The sequence below is a fragment of the Bacteroides sp. 1001136B_160425_E2 genome (assembly GCF_015559655.1).
GTDB lineage: Bacteria > Bacteroidota > Bacteroidia > Bacteroidales > Bacteroidaceae > Bacteroides > Bacteroides luhongzhouii.
Map to the genome: position 1 here is coordinate 179,621 of NZ_JADMQH010000005.1, position 19,939 is coordinate 199,559.

At 40.7% G+C, this 19,939-nt stretch carries 10 protein-coding genes and 1 pseudogene; 6 read left to right on the plus strand and 5 right to left on the minus strand.

Annotation, left to right across the window (positions count from 1 at the left end):
• Positions 1–9: 9 nt before the first annotated feature.
• Both I2I04_RS06770 and I2I04_RS06775 read right to left on the minus strand, forming a co-directional pair.
• Positions 10–630 (minus strand): hypothetical protein, encoded by a 621-nt coding sequence (locus tag I2I04_RS06770; protein WP_195654637.1) that lies wholly within the window; start codon positions 628–630, stop codon positions 10–12.
• A gap of 236 nt (positions 631–866) precedes the next feature.
• On the minus strand, positions 867–3,740 hold the full coding sequence (locus I2I04_RS06775; RefSeq protein WP_195654638.1) for a triple tyrosine motif-containing protein: 2,874 nt from the start codon (positions 3,738–3,740) through the stop codon (positions 867–869).
• Positions 3,741–4,066: 326 nt separating this feature from the next.
• Here I2I04_RS06775 and I2I04_RS06780 point away from each other — a divergent pair, with 326 nt between their 5' ends.
• The 6 genes from I2I04_RS06780 to I2I04_RS06805 all read left to right on the plus strand — a co-directional run bounded on the left by I2I04_RS06780 (position 4,067) and on the right by I2I04_RS06805 (position 17,349).
• A complete protein-coding gene (locus I2I04_RS06780; RefSeq protein ID WP_195654639.1) occupies positions 4,067–5,569 on the plus strand; it encodes a glycoside hydrolase family 30 protein in 1,503 nt (500 codons plus the stop codon).
• Positions 5,570–5,608: 39 nt separating this feature from the next.
• Positions 5,609–7,012, plus strand: coding sequence for a DUF5125 domain-containing protein (locus I2I04_RS06785; RefSeq protein WP_195654640.1), 1,404 nt, complete (start codon positions 5,609–5,611; stop codon positions 7,010–7,012).
• A 13-nt stretch (positions 7,013–7,025) separates the two neighbouring features.
• Positions 7,026–10,256, plus strand: a complete 3,231-nt coding sequence (locus I2I04_RS06790; protein WP_195654641.1) for a SusC/RagA family TonB-linked outer membrane protein — start codon at positions 7,026–7,028, stop codon at positions 10,254–10,256.
• 15 nt (positions 10,257–10,271) lie between these two features.
• Positions 10,272–12,188 carry a RagB/SusD family nutrient uptake outer membrane protein gene (locus tag I2I04_RS06795; protein ID WP_195654642.1) on the plus strand — a complete coding sequence of 639 codons (1,917 nt, stop codon included), beginning with the start codon at positions 10,272–10,274 and terminating at the stop codon, positions 12,186–12,188.
• Positions 12,189–12,405: 217 nt separating this feature from the next.
• Positions 12,406–14,958: a glycoside hydrolase family 2 TIM barrel-domain containing protein gene (locus I2I04_RS06800; RefSeq protein WP_229126940.1), complete on the plus strand. Its 2,553-nt coding sequence runs from the start codon at positions 12,406–12,408 to the stop codon at positions 14,956–14,958.
• Between the two features lie 30 nt (positions 14,959–14,988).
• Positions 14,989–17,349, plus strand: coding sequence for an alginate lyase family protein (locus I2I04_RS06805; protein ID WP_195654644.1), 2,361 nt, complete (start codon positions 14,989–14,991; stop codon positions 17,347–17,349).
• Positions 17,350–17,423: 74 nt separating this feature from the next.
• On the opposite strand, the gene I2I04_RS23200 is transcribed toward I2I04_RS06805, so the two are convergent.
• The 3 genes and pseudogenes from I2I04_RS23200 to I2I04_RS06815 form a co-directional block, all read right to left on the minus strand.
• A complete protein-coding gene (locus I2I04_RS23200) occupies positions 17,424–18,182 on the minus strand; it encodes a ThuA domain-containing protein (RefSeq protein WP_223225920.1) in 759 nt (252 codons plus the stop codon).
• A pseudogene (locus I2I04_RS23205) lies at positions 18,159–18,824 on the minus strand (ThuA domain-containing protein); the annotation flags it as partial. The pseudogene I2I04_RS23205 and the gene I2I04_RS23200, both read right to left, overlap by 24 nt.
• 297 nt (positions 18,825–19,121) lie before the next feature.
• Positions 19,122–19,643: a sigma-70 family RNA polymerase sigma factor gene (locus I2I04_RS06815; protein WP_195654646.1), complete on the minus strand. Its 522-nt coding sequence runs from the start codon at positions 19,641–19,643 to the stop codon at positions 19,122–19,124.
• Between the last annotated feature and the right edge of the window lie 296 nt (positions 19,644–19,939).

Below are 19,939 nucleotides of genomic sequence, written 5' to 3' on the forward strand. Positions count from 1 at the left end.
CTTTTTAAATCAGCTTCCGGCCTTCTGGCTATAAATTAATTTATCTCTTTGGCTGATTGTCCACAAGCCATCTATCAAGCGTACATTTTTCGTATCATCGTCCTCCACGTTCCATGCATAACCTCCTGAAAGCAGTCCACGCCTTTCCAATATTTCATTGGGCTGATTATTAGAAAAGAAAAGTTCCAGCTGTGTAGAATCGGGACCAAAGACAATGAAAGCTGGAATGCCGCTGCCATCCACCGCTTCTGTACGAATCCCTTTCTCAAATAAGCGGATACAGTCTTTTTGCACTTCACACCATACGTATCCGGCAGAGCCGATACAGCCATGTTCATCCCGGTTACCTCCCACAAGCGGAGATTGCGGATACTGAACTAGTTTGGAAGCCGGCATCCCCGGTGTATATTTTCCTGTATAAAAGACTTCCAACGTATCATTCAGAAGTAAACCGTCGACTTCTTCTTTATTCGCATCCATCGTACTGAATGAAAGGGTATCATTTTTATCCGTGACAATCGTTACCGTATTCATGGTTGCATCACTTACGATTCCCTTAGAACTGCTCACTTTCGACGAGCAACCTGCCATGAGACACAGAGTGCCTACCGCTAATAGCATTGTTTTCATTTTCTTCAAATTTTGCTTTGTTTTAAATTAATGCAAAGATAAAGGGAATACAACAATATTTTAATCTCAGAACTTGGATAAATACATAATTCCCTCTCCTTTCTTTCACAGCATTTGTTTTCTCATAAACATCAATTAAACAATATATTATCAGATATCGTTTTTTTAAGTGCTTTTTTTAAGTTATTTTACGCAACAAATATTACGAATACATAAATTTATAGTTTCTATTTCCATTATGTCAAATGTTGCAGAAACTCAGCCAAGTTATCTCCTTCGCCCAATCCTAGTTTTTTTCGTAGACGATAACGACTGATTTCTACCCCACGCAATGTTATATTCAATAACGGAGCTATTTCCTTTGACATAAGATTCATTCGTAAATAAGCACACAGCATCTTATCCTTGTAACTCAAATCAGGATAACGTTCATCAAGCAGATGGAAGAAATTATGATGCACCGAATCAAATGTATTCTGAAAAGTCTGCCAGTGTTCCTCATTATCAAGGTCCTTATCGATACGTTCTATCAGTATTAATGTTTTCCGACGAATATTAACTAGGTTCTCATCATTGACAGAACGGGAAATACCGACTGCAACCTTTCGTATATCCTGCAAAATCTCATTCTTATGTACAATGTTTAATGTCGTTTTAATTAACTCTTCCGACTTATGCCGCAACTCTGATTGCAGATTTTCTTCTTCTAAAGAAACAATCTTGCGGTCTTTCAACTCACTTTCTTTCCTGAATTCTTGTTTTTGTGAAATCAATTCCAATTCTTTCTGACGAATCAGATTCTTCCTGCTTTGTACTATACGATAATAAATATAATACAAAAATAGAATAACCAACACCCCATAAATACAGTATGCCCACCACATACGATACCAAGGCGGTAATATTTCAAAAGAAAAGGATGTTTCAATAGGCTCCTGTGCCTTATCAGTTATTATCTTCACATTAAAAACATAACTTCCTTCAGGCAGGTCAGTATACTCCTTCGTATTATTTTCACTATATTCGCTCCATTCGTTATCATTGACCCTCCCCCCTGACAAACGGCAGGAATACAAAGCTGCAGATGACTTGTCATAATCTGTCACACTATATTCGATCCTTATCGAATTTTTCGAGTATGGAAGTAGTAACGGCTCCTGATCATACGTATAACTACGCCCGTATACCAAAGAATCTTTTTTCCCTGTACAATATACTCTCCTGATTTGTAGCCCCAACCGTTGTTCTGAAATCTTTTCGTTATACTTTAACAAAGAAAAACCATCTTCCGTACCTATAATGGCACGTTCTTTATCATAAAAATAAATATCTTCAAAATCTTCTATCAATGCCCCGCAAAAATAAGCCTCATTATTCAGTTTATAAAATCCCTTATGTCCGTCACTTCGAAGCATTTTTAGCTTTCCATTCACAACATACCAAATATCTCCTTTCTCACTTTCTTTCAAATAAGTATAGGCAGTATGCCCGTCCAGCGACTGTTCCAATAATGTATCCAGCACCAACTGATCATTTATCTGATCGTAATAATATAGTCCTTCGTGAGCCGCTACCACAATTTTCCGGTTGATACGTGTTATAAATGAATTATTATTGTTTGACAAAGACTCATTATTATAATTTTTAAGACTCATAATGCTGTCTAATCCTTCCGTAAGAGTGATTCTAAAAATACCTTTGCCTTTGTTCGCCACCCAAAGTGTATTAGCCTCTTCTACAAAAAAAGTTTTGCATGAATGGGAAAATCCTTTAATCTTATGCTTCACCTCCCATCTTCCGGTTGCTGATTTTCCCAACAAGAACATTCCACTATAAGTTCCGGCTATCAACAAATGCTCATTATAGGGAAACATTGCTACCGACCACACTCCTTTGAGCGAACCGGGAGAATAATGTTTCAAACCATCTATAATAAAAATTCCATTATCAGCACAACAGAACAATTGATTATTATATGTCTTAATAGACCATACCTGCCCGTCTGTTCCCGGCATAAATTGCATATCCACCGGTGTATTGATCTGCCCCAAAGAAGTGCGATATAATCCCTGATTCGTCCCCAAATAGAGTTGACCGTTATAACAACAAGAAGCGTATCCTGAACCAATAACCGCCTTTCCGCCATAAAGTGAAAAAATCGGAGATTCCAAATGTACGCAATCAATGCCATTATCCAACCCCAGCCAAAGATTATTACTACGATCAAAATACAATCCCAAAACTGTCTTATTCTGTAATCCATTATCTATAGAAATCCGCTCTAACTGACCGGTTTTCGAGTCCAACAGTAAAACTCCTCCTTGTACAGAACCTAAAGCAAGCAGTCCGTCTTTAGCCTCTGCACAGAACAGCAGATTAGAATGAATAAACGAATCGGCAGCAGAAGAATAAGGTAGTATTGAATTCCCATCATATACAAATAAGCCATTTTTGCTTGTCACTATCAATACTTTATTCTCCCATGGAAGCAATGCAACGATTTTGGCTGAACGATTCAAAGCCACAGTATGTCCGATATTAGATAAAGGTACGATTTCCATTCCTTTCAAGACAGCCAGCCCTTCCTCCAATGCTACATAAAACTTTCCATGAATCACTGCAGAACACCAAATTTCCGAAGAAGCATTCAATACTCTGATCCGCCCCTTGTCAAAACAATAGATATTCCATTCCGATTGGAAATAAATCCGATTGTCTACAATATGTATATTCCAGATAATGCCAATATTAGTATTCCCGCCGATACTATCCGAAAGACAAGTGTACTCTAGTCCACCAAGCCGATTGGGGGTAAAATAACCGAATTGTCCCATTCCACCGATATAAATTCTCCCGTCCGCTCCGACCTTTACGGCTCTGGTCTTAGCGTTATGTATAGAATAAGTATTCCAATTTCTGCCATCAAACTCAAGCAAACCTTTATTATTTGCGAAATACATCCAGCCATTCTCCTGTTGTGAAATCATCCAATTTTGATTACCGGAATTATATGTATTTCGATAATAGTTCGTCACCGAACGTTGCCATGTTGCAGAAATATCCCCATAAAAAGAGATAAATAACAAGATTAGATATATGCGTAACTTCATAGAATGATTTTTTCACAAAGATAAATGTTTCGCCAAATATCCAATAGAAACCTTAATAAATATTTCTTTGTTTCTTCACAAATTATCGGAAAACCTATAAAGTTTTGACACATAACAGTACTACATCTTCTTCATTAAAAAAGAGCATTAATGGAGAGTATATACTACAGCATAAAGTGCTAATTATAAACATATTAAAAAATATAAGAGAAAGTAAAGATGTAGTTTCCAATACTTTCTGTAGTAATTGTGATGTAGTCTTTTTTTTGGCATATACATTCACAAACGATACTTTTGCCCCATCAAAATCTTAAAAAACTAAAGTTATGAAAAGCAAAAAAATCCTATTTCTTTTCCTTTTGTTAGGAATACAATTATCGCTCTATGCATCTTGTAGTCCCAACGAAAAATCCGGTCCGACAGACAATCAAGAAAAAAAGAACAAGGAGAATACTGATGTGACAGTATATATTACTACTGCAAACCGTGCATTCGATCTGGTTAAAAAGACTACCACATTAAAAAGCGGTTCCAGCATGTCACCGACAACTATTACTTTACAACCTGAAATCAAATATCAAAACATGGATGGTTTCGGAGCGGCAGTAACAGGCTCTACCTGCTTCAATTTGTCACTAATGCCTCCCCAGAAACGTTCTCAATTCTTAAAAGAGACCTTTTCTCCCACCGATGGCTTTGGCTTAAGTTACATCCGCATCTCTATCGGCTGTTCCGATTTCTCACTAAGCGAATATACTTGCTGTGATACCAAAGGTATCGAGAACTTCAACCTGACCATGGAAGAAAACAAATATATTATACCTATATTAAAAGAGATTCTGGCAATAAACCCGACACTTAAGATCATTGGCTCCCCCTGGACCTGTCCTAAATGGATGAAAGTGAATAATCTAACAGAAAAAAAACCTTATGATTCATGGACTTCCGGTCAGTTAAACCCTGCTTATTATCAAGACTATGCCATTTATTTTGCCAAATGGCTGCAGGCATTCAAAGATAATGGAATCAATATTTATGCCATAACACCCCAAAACGAGCCTTTAAACAGAAAAAACTCGGCCTCCCTCTACATGGGATGGAAAGAAGCCAGCAATTTTATAAAAACAGCTTTAGGACCGACATTACATTCCAAAGGCTTCTCTGACGTCAAAATCTACGCATTCGATCATAATTATAACTATGATAATATGGCTGACCAAAAAGGTTATCCGATAAACATCTACAAAGACGAGGAGGCTTCCAAGTACTTGGCTGGAGCTGCTTACCATGATTATGGCGGTACACGAGAAGAACTGAACATTGTACATGCGCAAGCACCGGATAAAGATTTGCTCTTCACCGAAACATCCATCGGTACGTGGAATAATGGACAAGATCTTACTAAATCCCTCATTCGAGATATGAATAATGTAGCTTTAGGCACTGTTAATAACTGGTGCAAAGGGGTAATCGTATGGAATCTGATGCTCGACAGTGACCGTGCTCCCAACCGTCCAGGCGGTTGCCGGACTTGTTATGGAGCGGTAGACATCAGCAACAGCGATTACACGACAATTACCCGCAATTCTCATTACTATATTATCGCACATATGTCATCGGTTGTCAAGCCTGGTGCCGTCCGCATCGGAAACAGTGGCCAACCAGGAGAGAATCTGACCTATGCAACCTTCCAAAATACTGATGGCAGCTACGCAGTAGTTATTTCAAATAATGGAAGTACCGATCAAGACATTCGTATCAACGCTGAAGGAAATAACATCAGCTATAAAATACCAGCAAAGTCTATCACTTCCTTCCAGTGGAAATAATAAATTCATTAATATATTCACTAATTTAATTCTAATAATATGAGAAAATTAATCTTGCTATGCAGCATGATGTCGGCAGGACTTTTCAGCATTACATCATGTGACGATGCGAACGACGAGTTCGATGACAAGGGTAGTTGCTCTATCCTTTCATTCACGGGACAAGAAAGCGCATACATGGGCGATAGTATCGCTTTCAGCTTTCAGGTAGCCAGCCAGGGTGTTCCTCTTAATCAAGCTAAAGTACAGCTTTTATTTGATGAGAATATTGTATCGGAACGTTTCCTGAGTGTGGGAGAAAATAATACTTATTCCGCAAAGCTCTTTGTTCCTTTTTTGGCAAACGTGCCGGACGGTACTGCAAAAGTAGTGGTTTATGCCCAAAACGAGCGTTTTGCAAAAGACCGCAAAGAAAGAGAAATTCAGATTCAAAGACCACATTTTGAAAAGTTGTATCTGAAATCATCCAAAGGTGTGACCTATGAAATGACAGAAAATCCGAATGTAGCATTCGAATATGTAGCAAGCAGTCCTGATATGCCCTCTGATCTGGAAGGCTATATCGAGATTCCTGCCTACAAGACAAATGGAAATAAAATCACATTCGGTGCTGAAGATGGTATTGTGACACAAGGTTCTACTCAAAATATTGAATATATGATAGACCAGACTACTCCACGTGCCTGCTTCAACACAAAAACATTTGAAGCTAGTCCGGCCATAAAATTCGCATTAAACGGACAAGAGTTTATCAAAAAGAACGATAACGAATTCTATGTAGAGAGAGAAATAAATCAAAACGAACGGATTGTCATCAGTGGAATGAAAAAGGAATGGTCGCAATATTGGATAGACCCTTCCTGGTTCAATTTCAAAAAAAATACCGAAAAGAAAGAACTTGTATTTAGAGCAATCACCGGAAAATATAAATTTACTGTGGATAAAAAGCTTAAATTCATCAAAGTAGAAGTGATGAATGGTGATGCAATGGCTTCTTTACTGGAAAACGGAACCGGTACAATCTGGACAAGTGGTAATAATGCTATTGGAAAACCGAATCTAACGAGTAATAATATCAACTGGTCTCCTGCCAAAATGTTCTGCCTATCTCCAATAGAAACAAACAAATATGAATTCATATTTGAAGGTGGAAAACAATTAGGAACAGGCTCTTTGAATTTTAAATTCTTTTACGACAACACACAATCGGACGGAAGCGCAGATGCTCCTTTAGCATTCAACCAACATAATAAATTAAAGCTCATAGGAAACGCAGGAACATATCTTACTGTCAGTGGCACTGATGGTAATATCAAACACGCATCTACAAAGTTCGCAGCGGGACAATTTTATCGTCTGACGATAACCGTAGCAAACGAGAGCCGTAAAGGAGAACTTGATATTGAAGAAATTAATGAGACGCTTCCCAAAGAAGTTGACTAATAAATAATATACAATGAAAAAGATTAAATATTGTGCAGCCTTGTTTGCTCTATCTATAGCAATGCAACCGGGCATAGTTTTAGCAGGCCCCTCCGGTATAGCCAATAAAGTAGCCGACGCACAGGTTATAACACAAAAGAATGTACAAAAAACAATCACGGGTGTAGTAATGGATACCAATGGAGAATCTATCATCGGAGCTACTGTACTTGTTAAAGGAACTTCACGTGGTACAGCTACCGACATTGACGGTCGTTTTACCATCAATGCTGCCGAAGGTGATGAACTGGAATTCCGCTATGTCGGTTATATAACTGTCGTCGAGAAAGTAAAAAAAGACACACGTACAATCAATATACGTATGGAAGCAGATGCAGTCAACCTGGAAGACGTTGTTATAGTCGGTTACGGACAACAGAAAAAGGAAAGTGTTGTAGCTTCCATGTCAACTATCGGCCCAGCAGAGCTTCATGTTTCAAGCCGAAGCCTGAATAACAACATTGCCGGTAAAATTTCAGGTGTTATCGCCGTACAACGTTCCGGTGAACCGGGATGGGATGATGCACAGTTCTGGATTCGTGGTGTAAGTTCCTATGCAGGTGGTACAGATCCACTCGTATTGGTAGACGGTGTACCCCGTTCCATGAGTGATATTGACGTAGACGAAATTGAATCTTTCACCGTATTGAAAGATGCGTCCGCCACAGCAGTATATGGCGCTGAAGGTGCCAATGGTGTTATTTTGGTTACTTCCAAACGTGGTAAACAACAAAAAACCCGTGTCAATGTCAGTGCACAGTATGGTATTTCTACTCCGATGCGTGTTCCATCTTTGCTTAATTCCTATGATTACCTAAGTCTTTACAACGAAGCACAATGGAATGACGCGGGTAACCCACAAGTTGGATTTCAACCTACTACCAGCGATGACGAACTGGAATTATACCGTAATGGCAGTGATCCCGATCTATATCCTAATACAGATTGGATGAGCATGCTCCGTAAACATACACAGAACCAACGCTATACCATCAACTTCCGTGGTGGTGGCGAGCGCGTACGTTTCTTCGTTTCCGGTGCCTACTATACAGAAGACGGTATTTATAAAAAGAACAAGGTTGTGGAGGGAGTAGACACCAATGTCAGCTTCAAACGTTATAATCTCCGTTCTAATGTAGACTTTGATTTGACAAAAACAACCAAAATGGCTGTCGATATGAGCGGGCAGTACATCAACCGTGTAGCACCGAGCAAAACATCTGACGAGATTTTCAGCACTATGACTTTATTCCCGACTCACTTGATTCCAATGATTTTCTCGGATGGAACACCGGCAGAACATTATCAGGCAGATAATGGCGGATATCGTCGTAATCCATTCAACTATCTTTATTATAGTGGTTACAGCAAATCATGGAAAGCCACCATACAGTCTAAGATCAGTCTGGAACAACAACTTGAATTTATCACTAAGGGATTATCGGTAAAAGGTGTATTAAGCTTTGACGCTGAATCTGAACAGTATGTAAACCGTACTATGACTCCAACCACTTACTACGTCAACAAAAGTAATGGCGGCGGACGGGATTCGGAAGGAAACCTCATTTATACATTGAAAGAAAGCGGAAGCGCCTTGAGCAATCCCAGCAACGGTTCTACCGGTGGTAGTAAGAAAATATATATCGAAGCTTCTTTGAACTACAAAAACACATTTGCTCAAAAGCACGATGTAACCGGCATGCTTCTATATAATCAAAAAGAGACACAAAGACAAAATCAATCCGGATTAAACTTGCTGCCTTATCGTAAACAAAGCGTTGTAGGACGTTTCACTTATGGATTTGACAACCGTTATATGCTCGAAGGAAGTTTTGGTATGACAGGTAGTGAAAACTTTGCGAAAGGAGAACGCTGGGGTATCTTCCCGGCTATTGGTGGTGCCTGGTTCCTTAGCCATGAAAAGTTCATGCAACCATTGGAAAAGGTGGTAAATAAGTTGAAGCTGAGAGCTTCTTACGGACGTACCGGTAATGACGATTTAGGTAATGGTGTCGCACGCTTCCCATATCGTCCTACGGTAAATGCCAATGCCAGCGGATACAACCTTGGTATTAATGCACTAACCAATGTTACAGGCACTCACTGGATAGCAGGTGCCAGCGAACAAAGACCGGCCGCTCCGCTTTTGCATTGGGAAATTGAAGATAAAATCAATGCCGGATTCGACTTAGGGCTTTTCGAAGGACGTATCGATATGTCTGTTGACTATTTCTCCAATCGTCGTCACGACATTCTGGAAACTCGTAATTCAATACCATCAATGACAGGGCTACGCCAAGGGCCACTTCAAAACTTCAGTATCGTAACAAACAAAGGTATTGACGGTAATATCACTTACAAAGAACATTTCGGCAAGTTGAATATGACCTTCCGCGGCAATTTCACCTACACGAAAAATAAGATTATAGAATGTGATGAAATCAAACATGTTTTTCCCTATCAGGATCTGACTGGAAATACTATTGGAACACCGTTCATTTATATAGCTGACGGTCTTTACACTCCGGATGATTTCAACATCACCCGTGATCCGGTCACTGGTGCCGAAAGTTATGAACTGAAATCACATTTACCTAATCCGGGAGCAAAGGTATCTCCGGGTGACATTAAATACCGTGACTTAAACAACGATAATGTAATTGATGGAAATGACCAAACTTACCTATCTGGAATGAACTCTCAAAACCCTAAGTGCGTCTACGGTTTCGCTGTAGATTTCGAATACAAAGGTTTCTTTGGTGGCATCTTCTTCCAAGGTAGTGCCGGTACATCAGTCAATCTAATGGCTAAAGCAAGTAACTTCATGCCTTTCAATGGCGGTAAAGATGCTTCATCGGCACGTACTGAAGCTATGGATCGTTGGACTGCATCCAACCCATATAATCAAAATGTACTTTATCCCCGTATGCATACTACTGCATTCGACTATAATCTTAAACCTAGTACATGGTGGTATAGAGATGCAAGTTTCCTTCGTCTGAAAAATATAGAGTTCGGTTATCAGTTCAATAAGAAACAGTTGAGAAAGTTACAAATGCAAAACTTACGTCTTTATGTACAGGCAACCAACCTCGCAACATGGGATAAAGTTAAATACTGGGATCCGGAATTGAGCAAAGCCAATTCTGGAGCTAAATATCCATTATCCAGCACTTGGACAATCGGACTGGAAGTTACATTTTAAAAAAAGGAAAGAATCATGAAACTAAAAAACATTATATATACGGCTGTTTTGGCAGCAGGATTGTGTATCGGAACCAATTCTTGTTCTGATTACCTGGATATATCCAGTGAACTATCGGCTGATTTAAGTATCGAAGAAATATTCGAAACCCCCAAATATACCCGCCAATGGCATGCTAACATATTCAACTGCATCAGCGAATATTCAGAAATGGGATCGGAAATGAACGCATTCCGAAACCCTTGGGCCAATCTTTGCGGTGAAGTGACTTCCGAGGGCGCCAGTTCCAAAAACGTAATGACAGCAGGATATACAGCAGCCAATGCCGGTTATCATCGTTGGGCTACCCTCTACCAATATATCCGCCAAGCAATGATCTTCCTCGAAAGAGGAAAAGCCATTGGCTCCGGTACAGAAATCATAACAGAAGCCGAAATGGCCCAGATGAAAGACGAAGCTCGTTTTTTCTTAGCATATAGCTACTTCAGTTTATTCGAGCTATATGGCCCTGTACCCATTGTCACCGTGATTGATGATGCTTCTTATCCTACTGTGAATGACTATATGCGTCCATCTGTAGACGAAATGGTAGAACATATAGATAAGATTCTGAATGACCTCATCAGTCCCGAAAGTAATCTTCCCGAGTCCGTAGTCACTTCAGTGGATGCTGACGGCAGAGCCAACGGCTATAACCTGAATGACATTGTCCGCCCGACTAAAATCACAGCAATGGCACTGCGTGCCAAATTATGGGTTTACGCTTCTTCCAAATTGTTTAACGGTGGTTTCGGACAAGATTTAGCAGATAAAGACGGAAAGAGACTGTTCCCGACCGAAGACAAAAATAAATGGAAAAAAGCAGCAACGTATCTGGAGAATTTGATTACTGCAGCAGAAGCTGCCGGACACAGACTGTACGAAAAGTATGATAACGCCGGCAATCTGGACGTGAACCAAACCCTATATCTGTTATTCCAAAACTATACGGAAGAAATATTATGGTGTACTTCCAATAACGACTGGAGTAATAACACCAAGATGGAAAAACGTACAACCCCACGCGACATTGCTTCTTCTTATGGTAACATCGGACCTAGTCAGGAATCTGTCGATATGTTCTTCACCAAAGAAGGACTGAACATCAATGACCCCGGAGCCAACTATGACGAAACAGGTTTCGCCGACGTTGCAAATCCTGATAACAACAACAAAACCGACCGTGTATTCAGTATGTATGCCGACCGTGAGCCACGGTTCTATCGTGATGTCCTTTACCAAGGAAGAAGTTGGTTTGCTAATTACATGGCGATCAACCCTAATTACAGATTAGATTTCTCCAAAGATGGTGGTGCAGGCCCGGCAGGAAACAACTCTAAATGTGGCTACATGATCAGCAAATTCAAAAATGTATCAATCACATTCCAAGGGAGCAATAATAGTAATATTGGTCGTCCTTCCATCCTTTTCCGGTTGGCAGACTTCTACCTCTACTATGCAGAAGCTTTAAATGAAATAAATCCTCGTGACCCGAAAATCATCAGTTATATCGATAAGGTACGCGAACGTGCCGGTATTCCGGGCTATCAGGCACTGAAGGATGCAGGCAAGAAAGACATCATTGGAGATTATACCAAACAACAGAAAGCAATCCAAAACGAACGTTTTGTCGAATTGTTCTGTGAAGGACAACGTTACTTTGATATCCGCCGTTGGATGATCTGTGGCAAAGGCCAAGATGCTGATCAGACCCAATTCCATGGTATGGATCAGTATGGAGACCCCACTGTTGCAATCGAACAACAAGGTTCATTCTATCGCCGCACACAATTGGAAAAAAGATTATGGGATGACAAGATGTATCTCTACCCAGTTCCACAAAATACAGTCAATCTAAGCGAGGGATTAATTGTACAAAATCCGGGATGGTAATTTTTTCTTGAACAATTCTTCATAGGTTCTCAAAAAGGTTATAGATTGTTTTAACTAGAGGAAAAAGGCAGAATCAAAGAGTCCCGATAAAGACCTGATTCTGCCTTCTCTTCATCTATTCAATTACAATATCATGAAAAGAAAAATACTTTTTTCACGACTGCTCTTTCTAACTTGCCTAAGTTTATGTTTTCAATACGCCACAGCCCAACGCGAAATGAGAACAATCAACTCAGGCTGGCTATTTGCCAAAGGGGTACAACCGGACAGTTCGGCTTTCACCCCCGTTTGTATTCCTCACACATGGAATACAGATGCTTATACTGATAAAAAATATTATCGGGGGACGGCTTGGTATCAAAAAACACTCACACTTTCCGAGCAATGGAAGGACAAACAGATTTTTCTACGATTCGAAGCAGTCAGCCAAGTTGCCGATATATACATTAACGGGCAATTGGCAGGACAACACAAAGGCGGTTATACCGCATTCACCATAGACATTACCCCTTTCTGTTCTTTTTCCAGTCCTAATTTATTGACTATACGGGTAGATAACGCACAGGACAGTGTACCACCCATTTCGGGCGACTTTACTTTTTTTGGCGGTATCTATCGAGATGTATGGCTTATAACCGTACCCAAACAACATTTCTGTCTCAACAATAATGGCTCGGACGGTATCTTCATCAGTACTCCGCACGTTAGTGAATCAGAAGGCACACTCTTTATCAAAGGTACCCTTCGTAACGATGCTACTACCAAAGCGGAGCTAGAAATCATTAATACACTCTATGCCCCGGATGGCAGCGTTATCCAACGCCTGCACCGGACAGTTAAAATAGCTCCCGGCGAGGACTATACATTTAAAGAATCTCCCCAACCTGTAAGTAATCCACAACTTTGGTCACCGGAAACTCCCCACCTCTATCGAGTAGAAACAACCTTATTAAACCGGAAAAACCGGCAACAACTCGACTGTGTAAGTCACCATATCGGTTTCCGCTGGTATCATTTTGACGGAGAAAACGGATTCTCACTTAATGGAAAACCTTACAAATTGAACGGCATCTGTCGTCATCAGGATCAAAAGCCTTTCGGAGTGGCACTTAGCGACGAAATGCACCGGCGAGATATATTGCTGATGAAAGAAATGGGAGCCAACTTTATCCGTATTTCCCACTACCCGCAAGATCCGGCTATCCTCGAACAATGTGACAAGCAGGGAATACTGGCATGGGAAGAGATTCCAATTATTGACATTGTCCCCGAATCAGAAGAATATGCCAATACCTGCGAGCAAAACCTGCGTGAGATGATTCGTCAACATTACAATCACCCGGCAATCATCACTTGGGGATATATGAATGAAATCCTATTAGTTACCCAACGCCGTTACAAAACTCAAGAAGAACAAAAGCCGGTATTGGAACGTACATTGGCACTGGCACACCGGCTCGAAAAAGTATTGAAAGAAGAAGATCCATACCGCAACAGCACTATGGCATTTCACGGAAGTAACCATTACAATACCGTAGGACTGGGAAACATTACTGATATAATAGGTTGGAATCTGTATCAAGGATGGTATGGAGGCGAACTAAAAAGCTTCGACCTCTTTCTTGAAGAACAACATCGCCAATATCCTTCCCACCCCATAATTGTAAGCGAATATGGTGCCGGTTCAGATCGTCGCCTACATTCTTTTGAACCAAAATGTTTTGATTTCAGCATAGAATATCAGCAAAAATATCTGGAACATTATCTTCCGGTTATAACTGACACTCCTTATATCTGTGGTGGAACACATTGGAACTTTATTGATTTTTCGGCAGCCTTACGGGATGAAGCGACACCCCGAATCAATAACAAAGGGTTAGTCTATTCCAACCGTACCCCAAAAGATGTGTTCTACTATTACAAAGCAATGTTTCGTAAAGATATTCCTGTACTGCACATCGCATCGCGCGACTGGACTCATCGTGCAGGTATTCTCCAGAAAGGAGCAACAACAGTGACACAGCCTGTAAAGGTATATACTAATCTCCCAGAAGTGGAACTTTTCCTTAATGGACAGTCACTGGGAAAGAAACAATGCGAAAATTGCACCGCCAGTTTCAATGTTCCATTCAGAGAAGGCAAACAACTACTTCTGGCAAAAAGCAGAAATATAGAAGATGCCATTGAGGTATACTTTTCTCCCGTTCCCGCCCAATTGACAAAAGATAATATAAATGGAATAGAACTTGCAGTGAATGTGGGAAGCAATTGTTTCTACACAAGCGACGAAAGTCAGTTGACATGGGTGCCCGACCAGCCTTATACTCCTGGCAGTTGGGGATACACCACACATGACACTGCCAAAAGAGAGAACAATCGCGAAGAATCCACACAAACAGAAATTACCCTGACTGGTGACAATCCACTTTACCAGACAGCCCGCAGCAGACTGGAAGGTTATCAGTTCGATGTACCCAATGGAATATATGAACTCGAACTTTTGTTTGCAGACATCTTCCAGACCAGCGAAAAAATCCCCTATTTACTGGGTAGCGGACAAGGCGGAACAATCAGCCTCGGCAACGCATTCCATATCTTAATCAATGGGCAACAAGTAGAAGAAGCCTGTTGTCCATCATCAGAGAGTGGCACCTTCCGTGCTATAAAAAAACGTTTTATTGTTTCTGCCAAAGAAAACAAGGTCAATATCCAACTGAAAACAATCAACGGAAAAAATTTTTTGAATGGAATAAAACTAAGGAAATTATAAATATTTATTTTTGTAAAAAACTGTATATACATGAAGAACTTTATACGAACCAAACGCATCTGCATACTTTTTGTATACCTCCTCATCTTAATGCCGGCTCATGCCCAGTCCATTTGGGATAAGACAAATTTGGAAAAAGTAAAGCAACAAATTGATCAACCAGCTTACCAAACCGCCTATAATGCATTGCTAGAGCGAGCGGAACAGGCTTTGAAACAGCCCAACCTCTCTGTTATGATGAAAGAAAAGACAGCTATCAGTGGTAATAAGCACGACTACTACAGCCAAGCCCGCTACTTCTGGCCTGATCCTACTAAACCTGACGGTAAACCGTATATAAACCGTGACGGTATCTCCAACCCAGAATTAAATAAGCTGGATCGCAATCGCCTGGGTAACATGGCGAACAATGTCACCGCACTCTCGCTGGCATGGTACTTCAGTAACGATGAACGTTATGCACAAAAAGCTGTAGAACAATTGCAGGTGTGGTTCCTCAATAAAGAAACCTTGATGAATCCTCATCTCAAATATGCGCAGGTAGCTCCCGGTCACGGAAACGATGAAGGTCGTTCTTTCGGTATAATAGATACTTATTCTTTTGTAGAAATGCTGGAAGGCGTTCAGTTACTGGAAAAGTCCGCTGCTTTCAGCAAAAAGGATCAGAAAGCCCTTAAAGCATGGTTCAGCAAATTATTGGAGTGGATTCAGAATAGCAAACAAGGAAAAGAAGAATCTAAACAAAAGAACAACCACAGCACTGCCTATGATGCGCAAGCCATCGCTTTTGCCCTATACACCGGCAATACCCGATTGGCTAAATCCATTCTGGAACAGGTTCCCGAAAAGCGTATCTACAAACAAATAGCTCCGGATGGGAAGCAGAAAGAAGAGCTGTGGCGCACTCTAGCATTCGGCTATTCCGAATACAATTTACAGCATCTCATTGATATCGCCACCATATCACAAAAACTAAATATTCCCATCCATCAAGCCAGCTCAGAAGATGGCAGAAACATTTATAAAGCAGCCGATTATCTGAAAAACTTTTTAGGCAAGGATGTTTCCGCCTGGCCTTACAAGCAAATCAGCGATTGGCAGGGTAAGCAGCAGGAGCTATGCAAAGATCTCTATCGACTTTATTTACTAGATCCTACTCGCACGGAATATAAGAAAGCATTCTTCCGTTATTGGAACCAAAATAAGAAAGACCGTTTCAGTTTACTGTTTTTACATCCGGACGATGCCAATCAATTACCGAATGAAACAGACCGTATGTTTACCTTTGCCGCCCATCAGTTGAAATTTGCCATCCAATGCACGGCAGATACCCGAAAAAATACAAAAGATAAAAAAAGGATCAGTCCGCGAAGTATCGAGAAAGATGGTAGTTTACGCATTGTCCGTCCATGGGACTGGTGTTCCGGCTTCTTCCCCGGCTCATTATGGCAACTCTATGCTTACACAAAGGATAATTATTGGAAAGAACAGGCAGCCACCCACACTTGGCCTTTGGAAGAAATTAAGAACCATCGTGGGACGCACGACCTGGGATTTATGGTCTATTGCTCTTTTGGGCAAGGTTATGAACTGACCGGAGACACCACATTCCGAAATGTAATCATTCAAGCAGCCCAAACATTAAGTACCCGTTACAACCCGACCGTTAAAGCAATCCGTTCATGGGACTTCAACCGCGAAAAGTGGCAATATCCGGTCATCATCGACAATATGCTCAATCTGGAACTCTTGTTCCGCACCACCCAACTGACTGGGGATTCCTTATACTATCAGATAGCTGTCAATCATGCCAATACCACACTAGCCAATCACTTTCGTCCCGATGCCTCTTCCTATCATGTGGTAGATTATGATCCACAGACCGGAACTGTTCGCATGAAGTGTACGCATCAAGGACTCTTTGATGAATCGGTATGGAGTCGTGGACAAGCCTGGGGACTCTACGGATATACTATGTGTTATCGTTTCACCCATAATCCGGCATATCTGGCACAAGCAGAAAAGATTGCAGACTATTTCTTCCATCTGCCCGATTTACCTAAAGATTTCATTCCATATTGGGATATGAAGGATCCTGCAATTCCCAACTCTCCGAGAGATGCTTCTGCCGCTGCTGTCATGGCTTCGGGCCTGTATGAGTTATCAACCTATGTATCAGGAGAAAAAGGCAGACAGTATAAAGCAACAGCAGACAAAATCATTAGCAGCCTCAACCAACACTATCGCGCTGCAGAAGATAGTACCCAAGGATTCCTATTACTCCATTCCACAGGTAACTATCCTGCTAAAGATGAGATCGACGTACCGATCTCCTATGCTGATTATTACTATTTGGAAGCACTCTTGAGGAAAAATCAATTAGAGAAGTAAAGTAAGTTGCCAGTTCCCTATGGAGACACGCCAGTTCCCACATCGGAAAATGACAGTGTCCCATAGGGAAACAGCTATTGGAATGGATTTCCTTTCTTATTGGTTGAAATAATCCATCTCAATGCATTAAAGAAAAGATAATTCTGTGTCGGATCACAGAAGATGCGGTCGCCATGTCCCATATTCAGATAAATCATACGATAATCTGTGTTAGTCCAGACCACAGGCAAGTCTCCGTCAGGTATAATATCTTTCAATCCAATCGGATAATTTTCCGGTGAAAGTGTCAGAAGTACTTTCACATTCTTACGTTCACGGGGACTTGGTTTCCATTGATACCATTCATTTGCCGGAGAAATATATGAAGAAGGCATACCTTTGACTACTGGATGTGCCGGATCGTCTACCACCAATTTAGCAGGTTGCGGCGGCCAGTTATTGCGATGAAACACACTACCACCAATAAAATCGACAAACCATTGCCAATCAAAACCCTCCATGTTAAAATTAGCAGAATGGAATCCCATCCATCCGCCCCCATTTTCCATATATCGCTGGAAAGCCATGCGCTGTTCCCGTGTATGCGCAGGCAAATCATTCAGGGAGATAACTAGTTGATAGTTACGAAGAGTCGCATCATTCACCTTGTTCCAGTTACTGGTCGTATCACAAATGAACCCTTCGCCATAAGTAGCCTTATGAAGAAAATCCATTGCATCACGGGCAAACTCCCGATGCGCCGTTTCAACGTGTGGATTGTAAAATGCCAGCACCTTGAAACGAGGGAACCATTTAGCAGGCCCGGCAGCCCAAAGAACAGCATTACCAAACATGGTCGTAAAGTCCTTGTTTTTCAGCAAATCCGCATGATGTCCCATAAGAAAATAAACATTACGTGCTTTCATTCTCTCATTCACCCACACTACAGGATGGTCCCCCATCTTTATGTTTGATGCCGGTTCATAACTGGATTCGTCAACATGTGCCAATACACGTACATTACGACGGGGACTACGATCGAAAGTATACCATTCGTCATGCGGTAAAGTAAACGATTTACTCACTCCTTTCATCACCGGATGCGAATGCTGCTCCAGTTCCACTTTACCGGACACTGTAGGAGCGATATAGTTTTTAAACCGAATCCCCCCCATGAAGTCGGAAAACCAATCCCACATCGGATAGCCATCAAAATTTCCCAACAGCGTAGCGTGATGAAAGCCTACCCATCCTCCACGTCCTTCTTCAATATAACGTTCGAAAGCTTTTTTCGACTCATCACTCCAAGTGTAAGGCGGAAAATCCAGTTGGATAAACACTTTAAATTCTGCCAGAAATGCCTCATTGATCTTTGAAGTATTATTTATTTCAGTTACTTCAAACCGGTTCTCTCTGGCAAAATCTTTCAACCAAGCAAGTGCTGCATCGGTGAAACCACTGTGTTGCCCACCACGTTCAGTGAGCACTAACACTTTAAACAGTGGAGTCACATCCGTCTTTTCCATTGCCTGCAGCGTATTGATAAAAAACACGCCCAAGAGGAATATTATCACCATAATTCGTTCTTTCATCTCAACCCATAATTCTGTTTTCATAATCACATTGTTTTAAAGTTAATACAGTTACATATCTTCAATCGGACAACCACCCATTCAGCAAAATATGAAGGAAAATTTGTAAAAAGGACTGAAAGCCCGAAAGCATTATCAATGCACGAAAACCATCAATAACATGGATTCGTTGCAACTATATAATTTGATCTATTCCTCAGTTTATAAATAATCTTTCAAGGCAATACGTAGTGCACGTTGCGCTTTACTCACATGATAATCAATTCCTTTGGCAGAAATTCCAATTCGACAGGCAGCTTCATGATACGTCATCTCATGAATACGAATCATCTGAAACACCTTCTGCGTCCGTTCAGGAAGCATGGCAAGTGTCTGTGTCAGGATATGACACACTTCTTCCGAAAACAGTTCACAATGACTTGCCTCTTTCCAACTGCAGATACTTATACGTAGTTCTTGCCGCTGACTATTACAAATTTCATTAAAAGCAGCCTGTTTTACTTGCTCATGCCGCAAATAATCATAAGATTTATTGCGCAAAATTGTAATAAGCAACCGACGGGTACTCTCAACGTCTTCCACTTTTATTTCCCTCCATACTTTCAATAAGGCTTCAGTAGCAATATCTTCCGAGACTCCTTCATCACGCACATAGTACTTGACAAAGCAACAAGCTTTCTTATAATACAAATTATAAATGTAGCTAAAAAAACGAGATGACATAGTTTTATTTATCTTTGAGTATTAATTGTTTTTCGGCGATTAGTGAATGATGCAAACATACTGATTACAAGCAAAAAAGCAGAGGAAAAAACAAAAAAATACACCTCACAAAAGAAGTATAGAACAAAGACAAGAAAGCAAGAAAAAAGGATATTATTTCATTATAAATCAACAACATAAAGAAACAATGAGAAAGTATTGACGTATTCAAACATACTTGCAGTAGTAGTAATGAAGTAGTGGAAAAAGAGTTATTCTTCTCGTTTTTTTCCAGAAAAACAACTTATCCTGCTAGG

Bases quoted from the DNA above. Each gene is read 5' to 3' on its own strand.
- I2I04_RS06770 (WP_195654637.1), bottom strand. From the start codon at position 630: ATGAAAACAATGCTATTAGCGGTAGGCACTCTGTGTCTCATGGCAGGT.
- I2I04_RS06775 (WP_195654638.1), bottom strand. From the start codon at position 3,740: ATGAAGTTACGCATATATCTAATCTTGTTATTTATCTCTTTTTATGGG.
- I2I04_RS06780 (WP_195654639.1), top strand. From the start codon at position 4,067: ATGAAAAGCAAAAAAATCCTATTTCTTTTCCTTTTGTTAGGAATACAA.
- I2I04_RS06785 (WP_195654640.1), top strand. From the start codon at position 5,609: ATGAGAAAATTAATCTTGCTATGCAGCATGATGTCGGCAGGACTTTTC.
- I2I04_RS06790 (WP_195654641.1), top strand. From the start codon at position 7,026: ATGAAAAAGATTAAATATTGTGCAGCCTTGTTTGCTCTATCTATAGCA.
- I2I04_RS06795 (WP_195654642.1), top strand. From the start codon at position 10,272: ATGAAACTAAAAAACATTATATATACGGCTGTTTTGGCAGCAGGATTG.
- I2I04_RS06800 (WP_229126940.1), top strand. From the start codon at position 12,406: ATGAGAACAATCAACTCAGGCTGGCTATTTGCCAAAGGGGTACAACCG.
- I2I04_RS06805 (WP_195654644.1), top strand. From the start codon at position 14,989: ATGAAGAACTTTATACGAACCAAACGCATCTGCATACTTTTTGTATAC.
- I2I04_RS23200 (WP_223225920.1), bottom strand. From the start codon at position 18,182: ATGTTTGGTAATGCTGTTCTTTGGGCTGCCGGGCCTGCTAAATGGTTC.
- I2I04_RS06815 (WP_195654646.1), bottom strand. From the start codon at position 19,643: ATGTCATCTCGTTTTTTTAGCTACATTTATAATTTGTATTATAAGAAA.